General features: G+C 49.0%; 17 protein-coding genes and 1 pseudogene. 4 read left to right on the plus strand and 14 right to left on the minus strand.

The genetic code is table 11. The features are described from left to right. Positions 1–3: 3 nt before the first annotated feature. The 3 genes from P0X86_RS32185 to P0X86_RS32195 all read right to left on the minus strand — a co-directional run bounded on the left by P0X86_RS32185 (position 4) and on the right by P0X86_RS32195 (position 4,614). The gene (locus tag P0X86_RS32185) at positions 4–933 is read right to left on the minus strand and encodes an ABC transporter permease (RefSeq protein ID WP_009590960.1); all 930 of its coding nucleotides are present in this window, start codon (positions 931–933) and stop codon (positions 4–6) included. 271 nt (positions 934–1,204) lie between these two features. Beyond that, positions 1,205–2,755 carry a response regulator transcription factor gene (locus P0X86_RS32190; protein WP_277747381.1) on the minus strand — a complete coding sequence of 517 codons (1,551 nt, stop codon included), beginning with the start codon at positions 2,753–2,755 and terminating at the stop codon, positions 1,205–1,207. Then, positions 2,752–4,614, minus strand: a complete 1,863-nt coding sequence (locus P0X86_RS32195; RefSeq protein WP_277747382.1) for a sensor histidine kinase — start codon at positions 4,612–4,614, stop codon at positions 2,752–2,754. Before P0X86_RS32195 ends, P0X86_RS32190 begins: the two co-directional genes overlap by 4 nt. 435 nt (positions 4,615–5,049) lie before the next feature. Here P0X86_RS32195 and P0X86_RS32200 point away from each other — a divergent pair, with 435 nt between their 5' ends. Next, positions 5,050–6,123: a hypothetical protein gene (locus tag P0X86_RS32200; RefSeq protein WP_277747383.1), complete on the plus strand. Its 1,074-nt coding sequence runs from the start codon at positions 5,050–5,052 to the stop codon at positions 6,121–6,123. A gap of 81 nt (positions 6,124–6,204) precedes the next feature. On the opposite strand, the gene P0X86_RS32205 is transcribed toward P0X86_RS32200, so the two are convergent. From P0X86_RS32205 to P0X86_RS32215, 3 genes are all read right to left on the minus strand, one after another. Further along, entirely contained in the window at positions 6,205–6,804 is a 600-nt protein-coding gene (locus tag P0X86_RS32205; RefSeq protein WP_277747384.1) for a uracil-DNA glycosylase, read from the minus strand. Positions 6,805–7,060: 256 nt separating this feature from the next. Then, entirely contained in the window at positions 7,061–7,837 is a 777-nt protein-coding gene (locus tag P0X86_RS32210) for an AAC(3) family N-acetyltransferase (RefSeq protein WP_277747385.1), read from the minus strand. A gap of 198 nt (positions 7,838–8,035) precedes the next feature. Further along, the gene (locus P0X86_RS32215) at positions 8,036–8,314 is read right to left on the minus strand and encodes a TetR-like C-terminal domain-containing protein (RefSeq protein ID WP_481858316.1); all 279 of its coding nucleotides are present in this window, start codon (positions 8,312–8,314) and stop codon (positions 8,036–8,038) included. Here P0X86_RS32215 and P0X86_RS32220 point away from each other — a divergent pair. Next, positions 8,306–8,719, plus strand: a pseudogene (locus P0X86_RS32220) (MFS transporter); the annotation flags it as partial. The gene P0X86_RS32215 and the pseudogene P0X86_RS32220 overlap by 9 nt on opposite strands. Before the next feature lie 53 nt (positions 8,720–8,772). On the opposite strand, the gene P0X86_RS32225 reads toward P0X86_RS32220, so the two are convergent. Both P0X86_RS32225 and P0X86_RS32230 read right to left on the minus strand, forming a co-directional pair. Continuing rightward, a complete protein-coding gene (locus P0X86_RS32225; RefSeq protein WP_015738060.1) occupies positions 8,773–9,351 on the minus strand; it encodes a TMEM175 family protein in 579 nt (192 codons plus the stop codon). A 250-nt stretch (positions 9,352–9,601) separates the two neighbouring features. Then, a complete protein-coding gene (locus P0X86_RS32230; protein WP_277747386.1) occupies positions 9,602–9,961 on the minus strand; it encodes a DoxX family protein in 360 nt (119 codons plus the stop codon). Positions 9,962–10,128: 167 nt separating this feature from the next. On the opposite strand from P0X86_RS32230, the gene P0X86_RS32235 reads away from it, so the two are divergent. Beyond that, positions 10,129–10,728, plus strand: coding sequence for a TetR/AcrR family transcriptional regulator (locus P0X86_RS32235; RefSeq protein WP_213580841.1), 600 nt, complete (start codon positions 10,129–10,131; stop codon positions 10,726–10,728). Between the two features lie 282 nt (positions 10,729–11,010). Here the strand turns inward: P0X86_RS32235 and P0X86_RS32240 are convergent, their stop codons facing one another. The 4 genes from P0X86_RS32240 to P0X86_RS32255 form a co-directional block, all read right to left on the minus strand. Further along, positions 11,011–11,451 carry an SRPBCC family protein gene (locus P0X86_RS32240; protein WP_192570187.1) on the minus strand — a complete coding sequence of 147 codons (441 nt, stop codon included), beginning with the start codon at positions 11,449–11,451 and terminating at the stop codon, positions 11,011–11,013. After that, positions 11,448–11,897 (minus strand): SRPBCC family protein, encoded by a 450-nt coding sequence (locus tag P0X86_RS32245; RefSeq protein ID WP_213580843.1) that lies wholly within the window; start codon positions 11,895–11,897, stop codon positions 11,448–11,450. The genes P0X86_RS32240 and P0X86_RS32245 overlap by 4 nt, the downstream gene beginning before the upstream one ends. Further along, positions 11,894–12,400, minus strand: coding sequence for a MerR family transcriptional regulator (locus P0X86_RS32250; RefSeq protein WP_192570185.1), 507 nt, complete (start codon positions 12,398–12,400; stop codon positions 11,894–11,896). The genes P0X86_RS32245 and P0X86_RS32250 overlap by 4 nt, the downstream gene beginning before the upstream one ends. Before the next feature lie 215 nt (positions 12,401–12,615). Next, positions 12,616–13,536, minus strand: a complete 921-nt coding sequence (locus P0X86_RS32255; RefSeq protein ID WP_277747387.1) for an alpha/beta hydrolase family protein — start codon at positions 13,534–13,536, stop codon at positions 12,616–12,618. 157 nt (positions 13,537–13,693) lie between these two features. Here P0X86_RS32255 and P0X86_RS32260 point away from each other — a divergent pair, with 157 nt between their 5' ends. After that, positions 13,694–14,164 carry a MarR family winged helix-turn-helix transcriptional regulator gene (locus P0X86_RS32260; RefSeq protein WP_277747388.1) on the plus strand — a complete coding sequence of 157 codons (471 nt, stop codon included), beginning with the start codon at positions 13,694–13,696 and terminating at the stop codon, positions 14,162–14,164. A gap of 227 nt (positions 14,165–14,391) precedes the next feature. Here P0X86_RS32260 and P0X86_RS32265 read toward each other — a convergent pair whose 3' ends face one another. Both P0X86_RS32265 and P0X86_RS32270 read right to left on the minus strand, forming a co-directional pair. Next, positions 14,392–14,577 carry a hypothetical protein gene (locus P0X86_RS32265; RefSeq protein WP_277747389.1) on the minus strand — a complete coding sequence of 62 codons (186 nt, stop codon included), beginning with the start codon at positions 14,575–14,577 and terminating at the stop codon, positions 14,392–14,394. A gap of 123 nt (positions 14,578–14,700) precedes the next feature. After that, positions 14,701–20,460 (minus strand): CehA/McbA family metallohydrolase, encoded by a 5,760-nt coding sequence (locus P0X86_RS32270; protein WP_277747390.1) that lies wholly within the window; start codon positions 20,458–20,460, stop codon positions 14,701–14,703. Positions 20,461–20,483 lie beyond the last annotated feature (23 nt).

Raw genomic sequence — 20,483 nt, forward strand, 5'->3', positions numbered from 1 at the left:
GGATTAGAAGATCGCATGATCTTTTTCGATTTTTCGAACGATATAATTGGCAACCAGAATCAGAACCAGTCCGACAAACGATTGGTACAAGCCCGCTGCCGTGCTCATGCCGATGTCTCCCATGTTGATCAGACCGCGGTAGACGAAGGTATCGATGACGTTCGTAACCGGGTACAGCGCGCCCGAATCCTTCGGAAGCTGGTAGAACAATCCGAAATCGGAACGGAAGATGCCGCCGATCGCCAGTATGGTCAGGATGATCATGAGCGGCTTCAGCAGCGGAATGGTGATGTACCGCACCTGCTTCCACTTGCTGGCGCCGTCGATGACGGCCGCTTCATAATAAGACTTGTCGATCCCTGTGATAGCCGCAAGATAAATAACGCTGTTGTAGCCTACGCCTTTCCAGATGCCGACAAAAATGATGATGAAGGGCCAATACTTCGCTTCCGAATACCAGCTGATCGGCTCTCCTCCGAAATAGGTAATGATTTGGTTCAGCGTTCCTTTGTCCACGCTCAGAAAGGTGAACGCAAAATAACTGATGATGACCCACGACAAAAAATGCGGCAGAAACATACCGGTCTGATATACCTTGGCCGTCCGCTTGTTGACAAGCTCGCTTAGCATGATCGCAAACCCGACCGCAATGACCAGGCCCAGAATGATAAAGGCGAGGTTATAAAGAATCGTATTTCTCGTAATGATATAGGCATCATTGGTCGTAAACAGATACTCGAAGTTTTTGAATCCTACCCATTCGCTGTTGAACACGCTGGCGAAGAAACCGTCCGGGCTGATGCGGAAATCCTTAAACGCGAGCACGGTGCCGAACATGGGCAAGTATGCAAAGATCAGAAACCAAATGGTTCCGGGCAGTATCATCAGCAGCATGAACCGGTTGCGTATAACCTTTTTGATGAACCCCGACATGGGCACTCCTCCTCTTCCCTGTTAAATGTAAGTGATGCGACCGAAGCTTTAAAATGTCCCATGATCGTTGTCAATGCGGCTTTATCCAAGAGCCGGCCGTTATCTTCTCACTCGTCCTTTAACTACTTTTATTGTGCCAAGTAAGCGCTACCGCCCTCAAGTTGAAAAATACTAGAACGGGATGGATAAATTAAAGAATCCTTCACAAACAACAAGAAAAACAGGCCAAAGCGGATTCGCCTTGAGCCTGTCGCAAAGAGAAACGTTGGTGTTAGATCCGATACATGGACCTCATCTCGGTTGGAGATACGCCCGTATATTTTTTGAACTGCCTGTAAAAGTACGAGCTGTCCGTGTAACCTACGCTGAAAGCGATATCCGCCGTCTTCTGATCGGTATGCAGCAGGAGCTGCGTCGCTTTCTCGATGCGGTAATGGTTCAAATAATCCGAAAAGCTTGCGCCGACCTCCTGCTGAAAGAGCTGCCCCAAATAATTCGGATGCATCTGCAGCCGCTGGCTCAGCGTCTTCAAGGATAGCTCTTCCGGATAATGGTGCTGCACCTGCTCGACAAGGAACGATACATGGGGGCTGTACCCCTGTTCCGCTTCCTGCAGGCGCTGGAGGCTGCGCTCGACAATGCGCCATACATGGCTTCGGAGCCCCTGGAGCGTATTAATCCGGTGCATTGGCGTGAACACTTCGCTGTAGTCGGGGCTTTTCTCCACATCCTTTGCCGCTATCATCAATTGGACAGCCGCATTCATGCAGGCTCCCCTGGGTACCGTCTGCGCCCCGCTGCCGCCGTCAAGAACGGATTCGATGTAGGCCTGCAAGGACGAAACATCGCCTTCGATCAGCAGCTTCGCGAAGGCATCGGGGCGAACCGACGGCGAAGATGCCGGATCGGACTCCGGTTCCGCAGGCGGATGGTACAAGGTCTCTTCATCTCCTGCAATCAGGCGGGCGTTGAAGTGGCCTTTCGCTAGCCTGTAGCTCTCCTGAATATCTTTAAAATCATGGACAGCCGCATGACCTTCGGCGCACCACATGCGCAAGCCGGTCAACTGCCGCAGCTTGGCCATGGCTCCTCTCATCCCTTCCCGCGCAGCATCCTTCCGCTCCTTCATCGAGGCCGTCAAAACAACGATGTCGTCATCCGCATCGGGAAAACAAATGACCTCATGATCTCCCCCGAGCTCCTCCGAAAGAGCCCGGCAGCATTCATCCGCCAGGCTGGTCAGGCGATAGAGCTGCGATACCGAGCGCTCGTCGGATATGAGCCGCAGCACGTTAACCTGGTAAGACGGATAATGCAGCGGAATGCCGAGAAGTTCGGCTCTTTGCTTGAGCTCCGAGCTTTTGATTTCGCCACTCACCCATCGCTGCAAAATATTGCTGCGGAGAATCTTCCAATCCTCCTCGGAGCGAAACCGCTTCAGCTCCTCGCGTTCCCAATCGCCCCGAATATGCTTGATCGTCGCTTCCAGCTCCTCGATGTTGATCGGCTTCAGAATGTAATTTTGGATGCCGAGCGTGATCCCTATCTTCACATATTCGAATTCCTCATACCCGCTGAGCACAATGAACTTGGTGCGGGGATGCATGGCTTTCACCTTCTTAATGAGTTCAAGTCCGTTCATTCTTGGCATCATAATATCCGTGATCAGCAGATCCACAGGCTCTTCCCTCAATTTCTCCAGCGCCTGCAGCCCATCGTTGGCCGAACCGGACACGTGCAGATCGTATTCCTGCCAATCCACAATCGTGGCCAATCCCTGAGCAATCAAAGGCTCATCATCAACAAAAAACACGCTCCTCATGTCGTCTCCCCCTTGCGAAGCTTCGGTATTTCCATGCGAACCTCGGTTCCCTGCCCCTCCGTGCTGCGGATGGTCACTCCGTAATCGCTTCCGTAATTCAGAACGATCCGTTCATGCACGTTCATCAGCCCGATCGACCGGTAGCCCTTGTCGGGAGGCTGGAGAACCTTGTCCAGCGTCTGGCGGATCTGGATCAGCTTCTCCTCCGGTATGCCCGTTCCATTGTCCGAGACGGTAATCACGACCCGGTCCTCCGCCCCGTGGGCACGGACTGAAATTTTATTGTTGTCCTCAAGCGGACGGAATCCGTGAACGATATAGTTTTCCACGATCGGCTGGACGAGCAGCTTGATAATGCTGAGGTTTTGGATTTCCGGATCGACCTCGATTTCCGTCTCCAGTCGCCCTTCATAGCGGATGCGGAACAAGTCGAGGTAAACCGAGCACATATCGATCTCCTCTTCAACGGTAACCATCGTGCTCTTCTTCACCATGTTCTTGAACATGACCGACAGGCTGTATATCATTTGGCCCACTTCCTTCGCCCCCACGAAATACGCCTTCATGCGAATAGACTCCAGCGTATTGTATAGAAAATGGGGATTGATCTGCGACTGCAGGGCAACCAGCTCCGCGTTTTTTTGCTTGATTTCCGAGGTGTACATCTTATCGATATATTGCTCCAATCGGTCGCCCATGTCGTTGAACCGGCGGGAAATTTGCTGAAGCTCGTCTTCGCCGGACATCTGGATGCGCGTCGACAGATCGCCTTCGCCGATGCGGTTCATCGAGCGGATGATCCGCTGCACTTTTTTGGAGAATTTTCGAACGATCGTGAACGTAATCGCAAAGCTGGCCGCCATAAACACAAGCGTGACCAGGATCAGTCCGGTCCTCAAACTCTCCGTGTTCTCCTCGATCGAGGATTTCGACACGATTCCCACCACCGACAAGCCCGCATTCCCGACATTCAACATGTTCACCTTGGAGGGTTCATCCAGCTCCACCCAGTCTCCGGCCTTTTCCGGTTCCAAGTGGTAGGGATAGGTTTGACCGTAATACACATCCTCCGAGTCGTAAATCACGGTTCCCTGGGCGTTCAACACCATGATCCGGCCTTTGACCGAAGCTCTGCTCTCGAGCCAGGTCGATATTTGCCGGGCGTCGAACTCCACGTTCAACATGCCTACCCGTTCCAGGGTCCAAGGGTCCTTCAGCTCTCGCGAATAGGAATAGGACCTTGCACCGGAGCCTGCGGCTGAACCTGAAAGCTCGTTTAGCGGCATGGTATCCCAGCTGTGCTGCTCCCGGCGGGCGAACCAGTTCTCCCACTTGCTTTTGGAACCGGATTCATTATTCAGCTGCTGGTTGGTCCGGCTGATGTGCATATAAAAATCGTTCGGATAACTGTAGATGGACACGCTTTTGGCGCTGGGCTCCTGCTCCAGGTAATTCTTCAGCAGGGTATTGAAGGACCGCAAACGCTGCTCCCCCGTCTTTGTGTACAAATCCAGGCGGTATTTGAGGTAACTCTCATATTCGTTGTTCAAAAAATAGATCAGCTCGTCGCTCAGCGTGGCGTCGCCGTAAATCTGCTGGAATATATTCTGGATGCTCTCATACTGCCGGCTCAAATAGATATTCAGGACATGCGCGGATTTGAGATTCGCATCCGTCTGCTCACGGAGTATGCGCTGCGTTTGGTATTGATAGACCAAGGTCGCCGCAATCGCGAACAGCACGATCATGACGGCCGAATACAGCACGACGATTTTGTTGAACATCTTTCGCTTCAGATGGTTTAAATAAAATTGGCGCAGTCTGAAAATATGTAACACACCCTGTTCTATAATGGTCACTTCGGCACCCAGTGTACACCGTTTCCGTAAACCCGGCAATTGCATTCTGCAGCTCTGTGAACGAGCACTGCTGTACCAAGACGGCATGGATGGGCTGTGCCGGAAACGGCAGGCTGGATTCCGTTCGTCCCCACCGAACGTGTTGCAGAGTCGCTAGGCATGGGAGTGGATGTGCCGAATCCTTCAACTTGCCCGCATAGGAGATCCAGAGGCAAACAAGAGGTTTTGCTGAAGAGAACGCGCAGAACCGTATCGCAGGTTTTCGAGGATCCGTCGTTTATGAAAGAAGGCTTGGCATGTCGCTGCTTAGATAACGTCCACCTGCCGCGAAACTAGAGGAATGCCCTGCTGGATGTTGAATATCTATTAAGGATCCGTGTTAGCTACTGCCGTGTTCCTGATGAATGAAACCTTTACGAACCGAGGATATGACCGATGAAACTTCAATTCCTATATAACGAATATCTCAATCTGAAATTCAATAGAGGATTACCGTCCACTCCGATAGGCGGCTTTGAATACGGCCTTCTTGAGGACGGTGGCGCTGCATTATTCTTTGCCGAGCGTAACGATGAGGCTTTTGTGGAGTGGACGCATGAATTGCAGCCGAGGGACGCCCATTATGTTGCGAGTCCGGACTGGAAGCCTGTGCTGTCCGACTCTTTTAAACAGCTGGACGTCTATGATGAATTGGTATTCTATTATCTGCTGTTTACGATCAATGCAACGACGTCCATAGCCAAGATCAACCCGTACAATGCCATGAATGATTTCATGAAGAGCTATGGTTTCTTTCAGTTGTCTCAATTGAACGGTGTCACCGGCTTGAACGAGGAACAGAGGCTGCAATTAAGAGACTTTTTCTTCTTTTTCTACCTATACGCGCACCCGGTTAATGAGGAGACCCTCTACGCCTATTCATTCCGCGGGCAGGATTTGATCCATACCAAAACCAACATTCATGTTGAGCATTATGTAACTGCATATCACGATTACTACAGCGAGCATCTCGACAAGCACAAAGATCAAATATTCATTGCTCCCCGTGAAATCCAGGCATGCCAAGATCTTACGTTGGAGCTGTTAAGGTCCATCGAGGGCAAATCGGCCAAGCTGGAGATGCCACCGGAAGAAGGATTAGAGGCCCTATTGCGGCTGATCAATGACGTTGATGGTTTTATGCACATGCATTCGGTGGATAAAACGACGCTATTCGGGATCATGAGCGATTTCCTCTCGGACGCTCGCTCCACCCCTTACCGTGATCATTGCTTCCGTATGCTGCTTCAGAATTATACCTGTTATGTCCTTTATTTTGAGTTTGAGCAAATTCATCATTTGGTGGATTATTTTAAAGATACGCCGGTATGGTGCGAGAGAATGATTAATTCCCTTTTTACGGATGCTATCTTTATGCAGAAGATCCTGCGGCATCACCGGATCGAGATTGCTGATTATACCAACGTGATTGCGTTCTTTAATGAGGAAGCGCGGAGGATTTATTTGTAATCGCTGAGGGAGCATTTTATGGAGACCTTGATGAAATAAACTGCAGCAAAAGGAGCGAACGCCGGATGCGTTCGCTCCTTCTTATGTCTCCCTCCCTGCTCTCTCCTCCCACTTCGCCATCAAACCTTTCAAATCCTCGACAAAGAATCTTAGCAAATTGGGTCTTCTTCTAACGGCCAGCGGATGATAGGTAAAGCCAATCGGGATTCCTTCAAATTCATGCCAGCTCCCCCGCAACTCCTTGACGGTGGCATTCTCCTTCTGCGGGAATAATCCTTCGACTACGACATTGCCAAAGCCAAACAATACGAGCGGCTGCTTCTGAAGGAGCTGCGACTGCAAATGCGGAAGGCATGCCGCTCGGGTTGCAGGCTTATCATAAGCACGGGTTGGCCGGCGTTTCAGCAAATAGGTGACGTAAACCGAGTGGATATCCATGCCCGCTTCCCTCATGCCGAGTTGGAGGGTTTCCCGGGTCCCGCACAAGAACGGGTTACCCTCCCGATCCTCCCGGGCTCCCGGATTATCCAGGATCATCATCAGCGAGCCTTGCGGATTGCCTTCCCCCCAGATGACGCGATTCCGCTGTCTGCACAATTCGCAGCGTTCGCAATGCTGCATATCTTCGGGCGCTTGCTCTTCTGGCAAGATGACACAGGGATGATTCGTTTCCGTAGACATGCCATTTCTTCCTTTCTATCGCATGCAATGGTTCCATTATGCCCACCTGCCACCTAATGTAAAAACTTCCCTCGCGTATATTCGGTCAGGTCGCCAGCAGAACGAACACGGAATCCAGCGGGATCGGCCTTTATCTGTCTAAACAGTTAGTTGAGAAGATGAACGGGAAAATGGATGCAGCGTTACAAGACGGCTGGTTTATTCTTAACATCCATCTTCCCATCCATCGAAGTCACATACGATGAAGGTCCTCGTTCTAAACGTTATGCATGGTATGGTCCAAGGGTTGATTATCCGAGAACAAGTCCGGATTGTCCTTGAGCATTTCCGTTATGACATCCGCCACCGCGGTCGCATCGCATACCCGGACGACGGCATCGCCAAGATGCCCCTTATGCATCGCGCCCCGACTTTCCAGGACCTCATCGACCTTCCAAAAATGCTCCGACCACGACAACCCGCAATGTCTGCGGGAAGGCACCGGGATTTCCGTTCCATCCGGTAAAACCGTGTACAGCTTCTCATGGCCATCCGTTAACCTGCCCGGGATGTCCACCCACTCCTCGACTCCATGAATAAAGGTGTTGCGTTTTAAATCGACACCCACTAACAAAATCGTCGCCTTGCGGTCAAGCAGCTTGCCCCAAGCGGATCCTCTAGCGCATGGCGTGTCGAAACGATGGTCGTCGTTTGTGAACGGGATGGCATCCTGGCCCAGTGCCGCCACGGAATGCGTGGGGTGCAGCGAACGCACCACATCCGGACGTTTGCGAAAAAGCTCCGGCAGGATTCCGACGCAGGATGGAGATTGGTCTACGTAAAATTTCGGATTATCCGCATTGATATAAGACCACGTGTGGGTGGGCAGCACCAGCAGCCCCTCTTTCATATACGCTGTCAGCGCATCGAGGACCGTGTCCGCGCCGCCTTCGACCGGCCCCATGCTCTTCATGGAAGAATGGACCAGCAAGGTCCCTTTTCCGTCAATGCCCAGCTGCTCTAATTGCTTCATTAAGCTTTCCCATGTATGCATGTTCTTCTCCTCCCGGCCAGGATATCTAAACTGGCTGTCACTAATATTTTTCGATGATTTCCCAGTGCAGTTCCGCGGATGTATCTCCTTTTATAGGCATTTACATACGATACGTCCATGATATAGAGGACTGGGGATATTTGCAATGAATGCACGTTGGTTCTAACGTTCCAAGCTTTACCTCTTGTGCCTGATCGGTTACAAATACTTTCTTCTATACATCAAGGTAATCTGATCCGCAATGTATTCTGCGCTATGCTCGGTACCATCCTTAATCCACCACATAATAATCCCCAGAAGTGATGAGGCCACAATATCAACGGAGGCAACCCGACTTGTGGAATGGATGTTTCTTGCGTCTCTGCGTTGTTCTATCGTGTTTTTCAATAGGTTCGACAAGTGGGTTTTGAAGCCCGTATGCTCAACCAACACGACGAAAATTTTCCGGTATTCATAAAAATAATGTAAGTAACAGATTTATCTGAATCGACCACGTATATGTATTTGATGATTCGTACCATTGGCCTGCGGATCGGATTAAGCTTCATTACCATGCCGCTCAATACGGCCGGACTCAATGCGCTGCCCAAACACCTCGGTACGCACGGTACCGCGGTGAACAATACCGTTCGCCAAATAGCCGGCGCCATTGGTACTGCCGTTGTGATCACGATTTATACCGTGCAAGCAACCGGCCATGCAGCTGATGTGATGCAGAACAATCCTACAACGACTGCTGAGCTCCTTAAATCCCTTACTTCCATTTTAGGGGCAAGCGACGCCTATTCCTTCATGATGATCCTGGCCGTCATCGCGTTAGTTATCACATTATTCATGCCGATGAAAAGCAAAACCAGGATCGAACAAAAGCAAACGCTATAAACCAAAAAAAGCTCTTCGAAGCCCGCCCGCATACGAGAATCGAAGAGTCTTTCTTATTGGCTTCTCAGGGCATGCTCGATTCGCTTATCGGGCATGAACCAGATTACGGCAACAAGTACGAAAAAGAAGCCGGATATCCAAACACTCACATATGCGGTCAAGGCCGCCGTCAAGTAGAGTAAAGGAGAGAGTTTCCCCTTCCGATTTTTACCCATCGTTCCAACGAATGAGGAATCGCCGGAATGCTGGTTCATAATCATGCGCTGAAGCAGCCAGTACGAGAGCGCAGCTAGGAATAGAATGATACCGTACAGCGCCGTCGGTGTAGGCGCAAAATGGCTTTCCCCCATCCAAGCTGTCGTGAAAGGCACAAGGGATAGCCAGAATAGCAGCAGCAAGTTGAGCCACATCAACCTTCCGTTCATCGTTCGAACCATATGCAGCAGGTGATGATGATTGTTCCAGTAGATGCCGACATAGACGAAACTGAAAATATAACTAATTATTTTGGGGCCAAGCTCGACTAGAGCATGCCAGTCATGGCCTTCCGGCACTTTGAATTCCAGCACCATGATCGTAATAATAATGGCCAACACGCCATCGCTGAATGCTTCCATCCGATTTGCTTTCAAATCGTCTCACCTTTCCCCTCGCAACATATGTCTCTTATTCCATTATAGAGATCGTTTGTCCTGAGTCTACCTACTTTTCACCTGAATTTTCAGGTCGGCGAACAATAAAGAAAGGAACTGGTCATAGCGCGAAGTTACAAAAGCCATCCTTGAGGGACGGCCTTTTCAGAAGTCATTCAGTCTCTATTTCAGGACCGACTTGGATTTGTATCATGGGGTCTTCAACTTGCTCATATCCCGTGGAAGAAAATCAGCTCACGATCACGTCCGCATTCAGGATGGTTAGGATGATGATCAACACAAGAAACACAACGGGCGTCATCGTTTTGCCAATCGCATCTTTGACCCTTATATGCGCAAGTAACGCCACCAGCATCGTAATTCCAAGCCAAATGCCGCCCCAAACTATCGCATCCGCATTCCAATAACCAACAACGAGTACAGCAGCTCCAACTAACTGGATCAAACCCGTAACGATACGAAACCATTGGGGTATCTTCAGGTTGCTGAAAATATCAACCCAGTATTTAGCCCCTACGACCTTGGCAAAACCTGAAAAAACATAGTACAAAACCAACAAGCTTTGAAGAATGATCGACATTACGGCCATGCAGGTATCCTCCTTTAATTGGAAAAAAAATCTGCTTACTGAACAAATGGTAAAATACAACTTTATTTTCGTCAAGTACAATTTTATATTTGTTAAGTTAAATTTGACATCAATTCAGTAAGCGATTACGATAATATTATTAGATTGGTTACGGAGGTACAGCCAAAATGGGTGAAATACGCAATGCGGAACGCACGCAGAAAAAAATTCTCGAGGCTGCAAGAAGGGAGTTTTTCGACAAGGGGTTTAAAGGGTCGCGTATCGAGTCGATTGCAGAAAACGCCGGGGTGAAGAAGCAGCTGATCTATCATTACTTCAAAGGAAAAGCGGAATTACTCGAAGCCGTTTTGACTGATTCGGCGACCGGTGAGCCAGAGTGGGTCTCTCAGATCCCAGATAATCCGCTCCATATCGCCGAGCATCGATACAGGGTCAATAACCAGGTGAGAGCGGATTTTATTAAGTTCACCGCCTGGGAAGCACTTGAGCTGCGGGCAGAGCCGACGTCCTGGAATAAAGGCGGAGAGGTCGCCCTTCAATCCTATGCTGCTTATTGGAAGGATCAAAAGAAAAAGGGGGTTGTACCGCAAGAGCTTGAGCCTGAACTTCTAGCGCTGGCATTAACCGCTCTAACGACGTATCCCATTATCTTCAGCAATATTGCCAACATCATTACTGGAGTCGAGTCGACTGACCCCGAATTTCAAGCGAGATGGTCAACATTTCTTACCAAACTAAGTGAATATATTTTAACAAGTAGCGACTGAAGGTTGCGATATCCGGCTAATATCGGTTATATAGACTCTTCGAAGCCCGGCTTTAAGCGAGAGCATTCAATTTCGGTTATGCTCACGGCTCAGCTTGACGGAGAAATCAGCAAAGGAAGATCCGCCTTGATAGATAGGCGCTACAAGTCTCCACCGGTGTCTTCCGTTACCAAAATAAAAATCGCCGTCCGATTCCCCGGCAGGGATCGTGAACGGCGACCATTTTAGAGTCATCACATAGGTAGCAGTCATTTCGGTTAATGCCGATATCAAATTACAAAGCTAGTCGGCCAATTCCGCCAGCACCTTGCCAAGTCGGTCAAGCTGCTGTTCATTCGCTTCTACGCAGATGGGCTTAGCTTTTTCAAAATCCTCTTGTTTCTTGAAACGTTGACGGAAGGTGACTCTGGTCCGGCCATCGAAGACCTCGAAGGTAGCCGTCACCCGAAATTCGTGAACGTTTAGATGATCAATCACGACCCTCTCCGTCGGCACGAACTCAACAAAGACATTATGGTTGGGATAATCCACGCCATCCGGTCCGTGCATGGTGAATTTCCACGTACCTCCCGTCCTCATATCGCACTCGTGAAACGTATTGCTGAAGCCTTTGGGCCCCCACCATTTTGCTAATAAATCAGGGGTTGTCCATGCCCGATACACAAGCTCCTGCGGGACATCGTACTCGCGGGAAGCAATAAGCTCATTCTCACCTATGGTCATGTTCCTACCTCCACTTCTACTACCTTGCCCAGTGTGTCCAGCATGATGTTAGTCCCGTGTTCCCGTATTTCTGGCGTATCGTGTCCGTCAAAGAATGCACCCTGCTCTGTGTAAATCAACTTCGTACCGCCCTCCACCTTGATAAGCTCGACCGTTGTGATCGAGACGGAGACACGTACGTCACCTGAATCCAATGTGTACGTATAGACAATACGCTGCTCTGGAACAAGCTCCTGGTAGCTGGCATCGAAGGTAAAGACCGGCCCTTCCGGCGGCCCGCCGCGGCTGTACTCCCGTCCCCCAACCTGGAAATCGAAGATCTCCGGCTTCGAAAACCACTTGGCTTTAGCAATCGGGTCGGCCCATGCTTGATATACCCGCTCCGGTGTAGCCGCATAAATCCGTTCTACGACGAAGGTTCCATGCTTGACGAATCGTTCGTTCATTCATTCTCCTCCTTATGTTTCGAAATTCCATTCTCTTCGGCAAGAAAATCTCCCAACAGATCCAAATGTCGCTCCCAACCCGTTTGCCGCTCAATGACCGGTTTCTCAAATCTCATCTTCATCGCCTGCAGAAGGCTCGTGAAATCTTCAACCGTTAATTCCGCCTTGCCCTGCATAAGCTTGGATACGTATCTTAGCTGCTCCAATAGTTTCTGCTGCAGTTTAATCTGTTCTTTGATTTGGTCGATCTGCAGTTCCACGATCTCAAGCGGACTGATCTGCCCGCCATTCAAGGCCGATTTAATCTCTTCCAGAGATAATCCCAGCTCCTTAAGCGATAATATCTGGTGCAAACGCGACAAGTCCCATTCATTGTACAGCCTGTGGCCGGATTCCGTTTGTCCCGACGGAGAGAACAACCCGATTTGATCATAAAACCGCAGGGTTCGGACGGTAAGCCCCGTCAGCTTGGCGAGATCCCCGACCTTCCAATGTCTCTTCATGAACCATCTCCACTCTTTGGCGCTAGCTATGTACCGGTATCTCTATTGTAAAACATTACGTTACGTAAGGTTCAAGTGAAATCGTGACGCTCTGCCAGAATTTTTCGACGTCCTAATTTTGAATGGTCCAAGCTTATGACAATCCTCCAGAATAGAAACAGCCTTTGCTAATTCCCAGTGTTAGCAAAGGCTGTCTATCTCATTTTCTACTTCCCTTACTTGGACTCAATACGCCCCAGCGGGATGGCGCTCTCTTCCAGAGCTGCACAAGCTGCCGACCAGCTGGAATCTTCAAGGTCGAGCGTGTTGCGAAGGTAGGCCACGGTGAGCCGCTGGATCAAGGCAACTCGTTCCGGGCTCTCATCCGTCGTCTCCGCGACGCTATAACCGGAGATCCCGCCGAGCGAGTGCTCCGCCCCGAAGAGAGTGAGCAGGCTCTTGCGGCCCGGGCTCAGGAAGTACGGGTCGGTGAACCAGTCCGGCCCCCGAGTGGACAGTCTGGACTGGTCATGGTCCCCCGCCACCACGAGGGTCGGCGTGCTCATCTCCGCGAAGCTCGGATTCATGAAGGGGAAGTGCTCTGCCGCGAACGGACTCAAGTCAGCTCCACCCTTGCCAGTCGTGGCAAGCAGCACGCCCGCCTTGATGCGCGAGTCGGACATATCCTCTCCCGGCTCGCCGTTGTGATCGAGGACTCGCGCGCCGAGTAGCATGCTCGCCGTCTGGCCTCCCCAGGAGTGTCCGGCAGCGGCGATGCGGCTCCGATCGAGGCGCCCACTAAGACCGGGAACGGAAGCTTCGATAACATCAAGCTGATCGAGGATGCGTTTCAGGTCCTCGACTCGGAAACGCCAGATCCGTGGCGTACGGGGATCTTCAGGAGGAAGGTTCAGCGTCCTCGAGTCGAGATGAGTGGGTTGAATGACCACGAAGCCGTGAGCAGCCCAGTAGTCGGCCAATGGGCCGTAGCCGTCCAGCGACCAGCCAAAGCCGTGAGAGAACATAATAATAGGCAATTCACTTCCTGCGGCGGGCGCAGACACTCGCACTTGCAGATCCTCGCCGCGCCCTGGGGCTGATAGAACTACCGGTTTCACCGAGACGACCGGAGCAGATACACTAATGTTGATTTCCATAATAAATGTTCCTTTCTTGGAGAAAGATTGACCCAACCGTTGCTGGGAAGAAGCGGTCGAGCAGTTTCCTGAACTAACCGAATTCTCAGGTTGATGTATCAACCAAAGCAACGATAACACATTGTGGTTGACACGTCAACCATGATATGATGTTTCTATGGATAAGAACGAGCTGAACGAAGAAGAAATGCGAATATGGCACATGTGGAAAGGCTCCTTTCAGAGCATTTTCGGCCGGGTAATAAAAGAGATGTCTGAGCACACAGGACTATCAGAGGGTGATTATGGGGTATTGGATCGGTTAGACCTTTTGGGGAACGGAAGCCTTCGCCAACAGGAATTGGCCGACTCGATGAACTGGGATAAGAGTCGATTGTCACATCATCTGACGCGAATGGAAAAACGCAGACTTGTGATGAGGAAACCATTAGATACGGATCGTGGTGTCCAAGTCGTCATCACTCCCGCCGGAAAATCAGCATTGGATGATGCCCGTCCCATAGTCTCCAAGGCAATACGGAAATATTTCCTTGACCAATTAACGGATCAAGACATTGAGTCGATTACGAAGCTTGCGGAAAGGACAAAAACAGGGCCTTCAGCGTCTTGTGAAGCCCCGTCGACATGACCGCGTTTTTGAGATTATTCATGAAGGGATAAGTGGATCGGTACTCCACGAAAGAAAAGAACTCTCCAGGTTTGGAGGGTTCTTTCGTTTTTTATCCACATAACATACTTCGCCCATAAGCGATCTCAGTTATCGGAAAGAGGGCTGTTCAAAAAATAATACGTTCACTTGCGGATATAAATGAAAATGAGCCCGGCATCATTACCGGACTCATTTCATTCAACTGCCTAATACATATGGTGCCGTTCAAACGATCTCATGGCTTGCTCCGCCATGAAGGCAGGAGGGTGCGGCATCTGGTTTGCACTCCACCACTCCCCCGTTCCGATTAAGGCTGAAGAAGTGGAAGGAAGCGTGCCTTCAGAATCCATGCCTGGGTCGACTCTCTCCATATCGATTTGCTTCGGAGTCAAGGTTTTTAGCTCATAGGATGAAACCAAGCCGTCATACTCTGCGGTGATGATTACGGTTCCTTCCGAATTCGCCTTTACTACACCGCTAACGCTGATCTCCGCAATCCTTGGATCACTGCTTGTCTAGGTGACGTTTATCTCTACCTTTTCACGGCTTCCATCACTGTAAACGGCAGTAGTCACCGTTTGATCACTCTCTCCAACGGCCAGCGTATGCAGCCCCTCGAGCTCAAGCCCAATCAGGCGAACCGGCTCTTCTCCGTTGCCTTCTGATATCGATTGTAAAACAGGTCGTTTACCCATACCGTCCCATCTCCAAATCGCGTTAAAGTCCCACCCTAACCTGTCTGTATAGGTGGATGGAGTCTCTATTTCAGTTTCAGCTAAACCTAAGCCTTTAAGGGTTGTTAATGCTTCCTCAGCGACTCCTTCTTTATCAACCATCATGCCGTCAAATGCATAATTATTTTGGAGCGTGGCGGTGTGCCCCGCAAGAACTCGTCCCATCACCCGGTTCGCCATCGTTGGCGCCGTAACCGAAGGGCCCAGGGCAATGACATTTCTGACGACCGTATCATTGTATCCGTATCCAGTCACTCCGCCCGCATTGCTCGTCATCGCCCGAACGGTTCCAGACGCATACACGTTTTCTGTTAGGCTGCCCGAGTTCGTAATTCCGATTAGGCCGCCGGCCTGACTTACCTGAGCGGTTACATCCGCGGTAGAATAGCTGTTTCTTACGATGCCATTGGAATAGCCCACTAGGCCGCCGACTGTGCTGGAGCCTGTAATGGAGCCTGTTGAAAGACTATTCTCTATCTCGCCATTGTTCGTGTTGACGAGTATGCCTATTCTGCTCCCGCCAGTGACGCCGGCATCGATCATGGCTATATTTTTAATCACTCCGCCATTAAGATGGACTAAGCCGCCGCTCGAGGAATTAAAGTTGACTATTTTCTTCCCGTCGCCATCCAAAACACCGGTGAACGAAACATCTTTAAAAAGTGGCTCAGCCGGTTGTCCTGCGTAATCCAAATCATGGTCCAAAATATACTTTTCTGCCGGGAAGGCTTCCATAACATTCAGATCTTCAATGGACTTGATTCGGTAATAACCAGCTTCATTTCTTTCCAAAGGCACGACAGGCTCGCTTGCCTCTTCAGGGTTACTGCTCAATACCGGACGCTTTAAAGCATCATTCCACATCCAAACCGACTCAAAATCCCAGTTCAGTCGATCGGTATACGTGTTAGGGTCTTCAACCTGCTGCTGAGAAAGCCCCAAACCCTTTCTGTTGTCAGCAGCGGCAATACTCTCGCCTTCTTTTTCCACAATCATGCCATCGAACGCATAATTATTCTGAAGCGTTGCCGTATGCCCGGCAAGGACTCTTCCTACCACGCGGTTCGCCATCGTCGGCGTCACGACGGAAGGGTTAAGAGCAATCACGTTTCTAACAACCGTATCATTATAACCGTAGCCAGTCACTCCGCCTGCGTTGCTTCTAAGCGCCTGAACGGCTCCGGATGCATACACGTTTTCCGTTAAGCTGCCTGAGTTCGTAATTCCGATTAGACCGCCAGCTTGGTTCAGCTGGGCCGTTACATCTGCCGTAGAATAGCTGTTTCTCACGATGCCATTGGAATAACCCGCTAGACCGCCCACGGTACTGGAACCTTCGATTGAGCCCGTGACATAACTATTCTCTACCGTTCCGTTGTTTGTATTAACGAGTATGCCTATATTACTTCCGCCAGTGACGCTTGCATCTACCATAGCTATGTTTTTAATGGTTCCGCCATTGAGATGAAATAAGCCGCCATTTTCTGAATTAAAATTGGTTAAGGATTTATTGTTCCCATCAAACGTGCCAAGGAATGGCGTCGCTTTAAATAGAGGTTCAAATAGCCGCCCTTCAAAATCAAGATCATCCTCCAATATATAATTCTCATTTGGGAATTCGGATATCGTTTGTAATTCTTGAATCGAGCGAATGATGTAGTACCCCTCTTCATTCCGATCAAGCTTCGGTTTTGGGATATTGTCTTCGTTAATTTGCTCCAAATTACTTTGCAGTAACGGACGTTTGGCATCTTCGTTCCAGATCCAGATCGTATCAAAATCCCAACCGAGAGTCTCAATGAAAAAGGATGGCTTCGAGAATGCTTCTGCACCGACACCCTGTCCTTTCTCATTGTTCGGATCATTCGCCGTAACGTTCTCACTGCTAACAAACATATTTTCATCGGCGTAATTATTGACTAAAGTTGCCGTCTCCCCAGCTAGTACTCTGCCGACGATTCGATTCGATGCAGTACCTGTAACAATAGATGGATTTAATGCCATACTATTTCGAATAACTGTATTGTTATATCCGTATCCGCTGATGCCGCCAGCATTTGATTCTTCTGCTATTACGGCTCCGGTTGCATAGACCTGTTCTGTTGTACTCCCCCGGTTCGTAATCCCGATCAAGCCGCCGGCTTGCTTGCCTCGCGCATGGACTCGAGCTGTTGAATAACTGTTTCTAACGATACCGTTCGAGTAGCCCACAAGACCGCCAACCGTAGAATTGCCTCGAATAGATCCGGTACTGTAGTCATATTCCACGATCCCATCGTTCTGATCAACCAGGATCCCAATATTACTTCGACGAACATCAATGTCGGCATTGATGATTCCTACATTACGGATCGTCCCTTCATTAATAGCAAAGAGACCCGCTCCGCCCGAGGAGACCATAACGCCTGTAATCGTATGCCCTTGCCCATCAAACGTACCCGTGAATGGAGTGCCATTCACGCCAATGGCTTCAAAAAACATGCCCTTACCGTCAATGTCTTGAGCTAAAACAAAATGTTTGTCCGGGAACTCATGCATTTTATTGAGTCCACTGGCACTTTTGATTTGATAGGGGTTGCCTTCCGAACCATCGCCCAGCATGCCTTCTTTAGCTATTAACGGTTCCGTTAACGGCTCTTGATCGATTGGATTATTAACCACTCTTACGACGATCGTATGTTCATCGCCAAATGCAAGCGGGTTGTCAAATAAGATGATTTGTTCACGTCCGAGATGTTCTAGCGTTGCTTCTTGAATAACCGTTTCCAGCAGCTGTTCACCTGTATGATCCCGCTTTTCCCCGATAACGGTGACACGTTCAGGCGAGTTCGGATAATTCAGGACCCCGACGCCCTTCAAGACGTTATTTTCTATTATTGCGCTTGTTAAGTTCATATAATTTGCAGGTTGTTTAATCGTAAATGAATCAATTACAACACCGTCGCTGTTGTAGGCTTTCAACGTGAGAGATTGATCGTTTGATTCTAAAATAACACCTGTCTGCTTATTTTCATCATATACGATATGATCCCAGTCAAACGATTTGTTATCATAGAACGTTGGACCTGATGAACCAACTGTCACAAAGGTTGTACCTAGATTCATCGCTTCTTCCGATATATCTTTTACACCGTTTCGTATGGTTGTCCGTTTATACACATGATCATGACCGCCAATATACAGACTGACACCAAGCCGTTCAAAGGCTTGAGACAATTTCACTCTCATCATGTCCATACCGGTCTCATCACCTGATTGACCGCCATAATAAGGATAGTGCCCCATAACGATTTTCCACTTCTTGTCGGTTGCCCGCAAATCTTTTTCCAGCCATGACAGCTGCTTGTCGAAATCCACCACGGAATTCAGAACAGCAATGTGCATATCGCCATAATCAAACGAATAATTCGTTTCCCGATAACTGCCTTCGCCATTCTTCGGCAGGTTGAAAAACCCGGAGAATGGCCCGAATTTCCGCTCCGTCGCATGTTCACGATCCCCGACGATATGAGCAGATACTAGCCCCATATCGTTGTTGTAAATGTTGTTAAACACATCATTCCAAGCATTATGATTGCCGCCTAGTTCGACCAAGTCTCCGACTTGAATCACCGTCTGTCCGTTTGAATTCTTCTCCTGCAGAACGTCCAGCATATTGTTAAAGAGCTGGAAGCTTTCCGGATTTCGATCCGGAACTCCAAGATCGCCCATCACATACATCACAGCTTCCTCTGAAGCTGGTGCGGTCCTAAAGCTATAACTGTCGCTCCAAGGTCCAGTCGGCGACATTCCATACCGATAGTCATACGTAGTCCCTAAGCCGAGATCTGTTACATTCGCTTCATGAGCTGCAAGCACCCGATAGTTACTCTTGGCAAACGTATCACCATAGGCGACTTGAAAATAAGAGACTTCCGCTTGTACTACTTCCGCATTGTCCCACGTCGTCTCGGACTCAGGTTTGTACTGAACATACGACGTTTCTAATGCCTTATCCGTCACTACATTTATTCCTACTTCACGTTCATTCCCACCTACATTAACAATGGGTTGAAATTCATTGAAAATTTGTTCGGCATCCAGATTCTGCTGATCAACAAGGATTCGAATAAGTTCAACACGGGTATTTCCTTGAGCGTCGGTTGCTACATACTTAATGAAATACTCTCCATACATGTCGACCTTGAAATGCTGATTTAGAGCCGCTACTTCTCCCTTATCATTTAGAACGATGGCTTCCACCGATAAAGATTGACCGCTGTGATCTGTCGCCGAAGCGCCCAGCACTTCTATTTGATCCCCAAGCTTAATAGTATCCGGATATTGTCCATGAACCTTAATTTCAGGCGCATGCACCGTGCCCCTCGTTTCATCACCAATCCATATTGGAGCACTTATAGCCTCTTCACCGTCCACTTGGAAAGCTCTCACGAGGAAGTAGTCCCCATCTTTACTTGCTAAGGATACTTCCTGATTAAATTGATTGCTGGCAATATTGCCGTACTCCTTGATGATTTCACCGCTGTTTTTGTAAACAACGACTTTATCCAACACATCGTTAGCATCAGGGTCACTTATCTGTATCTTGAGATTAATTTTCTTTGTTTTGGCCGGAAGAATCGACCCCATCATCTGACCTTTGGCTGAAACCGCCATTTCTAAGTTGCGATCAAATGATACATAGGTGCGGTGGTTTCGCATCGCCTCGTAAAGACCTTCTCTAGTAAGCTTTTTTCCCCACATACCGGTCACATGGGGTTGAACCATTCCCCAATTTCCTTTGTGCTCGTCCCCGCCAAACACAGGAGAAACATGCCAGCCTCGATCTAATGCCTTGGTATAGATTGCAAAATCATTGGACGATTTGTATTCCATCAGATTAAGGTTTCTGTCAACTTCCCGGTTATAGTGTTTAAATTCATTGAAACTCCAATTTCCTGATGATCGTGGATGATTAAATTGCGCAATCGCATTCGGATCTTGGGCAAGTCTTGCGTAAAAGGTTGGCAGATCATATTTGATGTCGCTCCAGCCCCAAGTGCCATCCGCACCTACTCCATGTGTTCTTGCAAACCATGGGGCATTAAATAAATTGATATGGCCTGCTTCATCATACCAAGTCACTTCCGTACCCGGCAGCGTAATAAATTCGTTATCATGATTGTGAGCATCTGATTGCTCATGCAGCAGCTTGTATTCTTCTGAATAAGAGTCTTGAACATTCGTAATAAAGTCACTGCCCGTACTGATGTCATAGGTCACGTCGTGTTCCGTCACTGCAAAAAAATCAAAATCTGTATTACTTTTCACAAAATTATAAGCATCATTAGGCAGCAAGATCCCGTCACTGAGAGAAGTATGGGAATGCATATGACCTTTGAACAGTGAATTTCCTAAGTACTTAGCTCTATCTTTTTTAGAGACAACATTCTCTGTCTCTGAAGACGCCGCGAATACATTAATGCCGTAATAAAGACTAACAACCCCCGCAATCATACAAGCCATCACAATAAAAGGTAGCCTTCTTCTTTGGGACTTCACTCAAAATCCTCTCCTTTTTCGGC

The sequence above is a fragment of the Paenibacillus sp. BR1-192 genome, from assembly GCF_029542445.1.
In the GTDB taxonomy this organism is placed as follows: domain Bacteria; phylum Bacillota; class Bacilli; order Paenibacillales; family Paenibacillaceae; genus Paenibacillus_AQ; species Paenibacillus_AQ lautus_A.

What these genes read in the sequence shown, in the direction of transcription:
- P0X86_RS32190 (WP_277747381.1), bottom strand. Translation starts at nt 2,755, where the DNA reads ATGAGGAGCGTGTTTTTTGTTGATGATGAGCCTTTGATTGCTCAGGGA.
- P0X86_RS32250 (WP_192570185.1), bottom strand. Translation starts at nt 12,400, where the DNA reads ATGAAGAGACATTGGAAGGTCGGGGATCTCGCCAAGCTGACGGGGCTT.
- P0X86_RS32210 (WP_277747385.1), bottom strand. Translation starts at nt 7,837, where the DNA reads ATGCATACATGGGAAAGCTTAATGAAGCAATTAGAGCAGCTGGGCATT.
- P0X86_RS32200 (WP_277747383.1), top strand. Translation starts at nt 5,050, where the DNA reads ATGAAACTTCAATTCCTATATAACGAATATCTCAATCTGAAATTCAAT.
- P0X86_RS32230 (WP_277747386.1), bottom strand. Translation starts at nt 9,961, where the DNA reads ATGGCCGTAATGTCGATCATTCTTCAAAGCTTGTTGGTTTTGTACTAT.
- P0X86_RS32185 (WP_009590960.1), bottom strand. Translation starts at nt 933, where the DNA reads ATGTCGGGGTTCATCAAAAAGGTTATACGCAACCGGTTCATGCTGCTG.
- P0X86_RS32255 (WP_277747387.1), bottom strand. Translation starts at nt 13,536, where the DNA reads ATGGAAATCAACATTAGTGTATCTGCTCCGGTCGTCTCGGTGAAACCG.
- P0X86_RS32260 (WP_277747388.1), top strand. Translation starts at nt 13,694, where the DNA reads ATGGATAAGAACGAGCTGAACGAAGAAGAAATGCGAATATGGCACATG.
- P0X86_RS32205 (WP_277747384.1), bottom strand. Translation starts at nt 6,804, where the DNA reads ATGTCTACGGAAACGAATCATCCCTGTGTCATCTTGCCAGAAGAGCAA.
- P0X86_RS32235 (WP_213580841.1), top strand. Translation starts at nt 10,129, where the DNA reads ATGGGTGAAATACGCAATGCGGAACGCACGCAGAAAAAAATTCTCGAG.
- P0X86_RS32245 (WP_213580843.1), bottom strand. Translation starts at nt 11,897, where the DNA reads ATGAACGAACGATTCGTCAAGCATGGAACCTTCGTCGTAGAACGGATT.
- P0X86_RS32240 (WP_192570187.1), bottom strand. Translation starts at nt 11,451, where the DNA reads ATGACCATAGGTGAGAATGAGCTTATTGCTTCCCGCGAGTACGATGTC.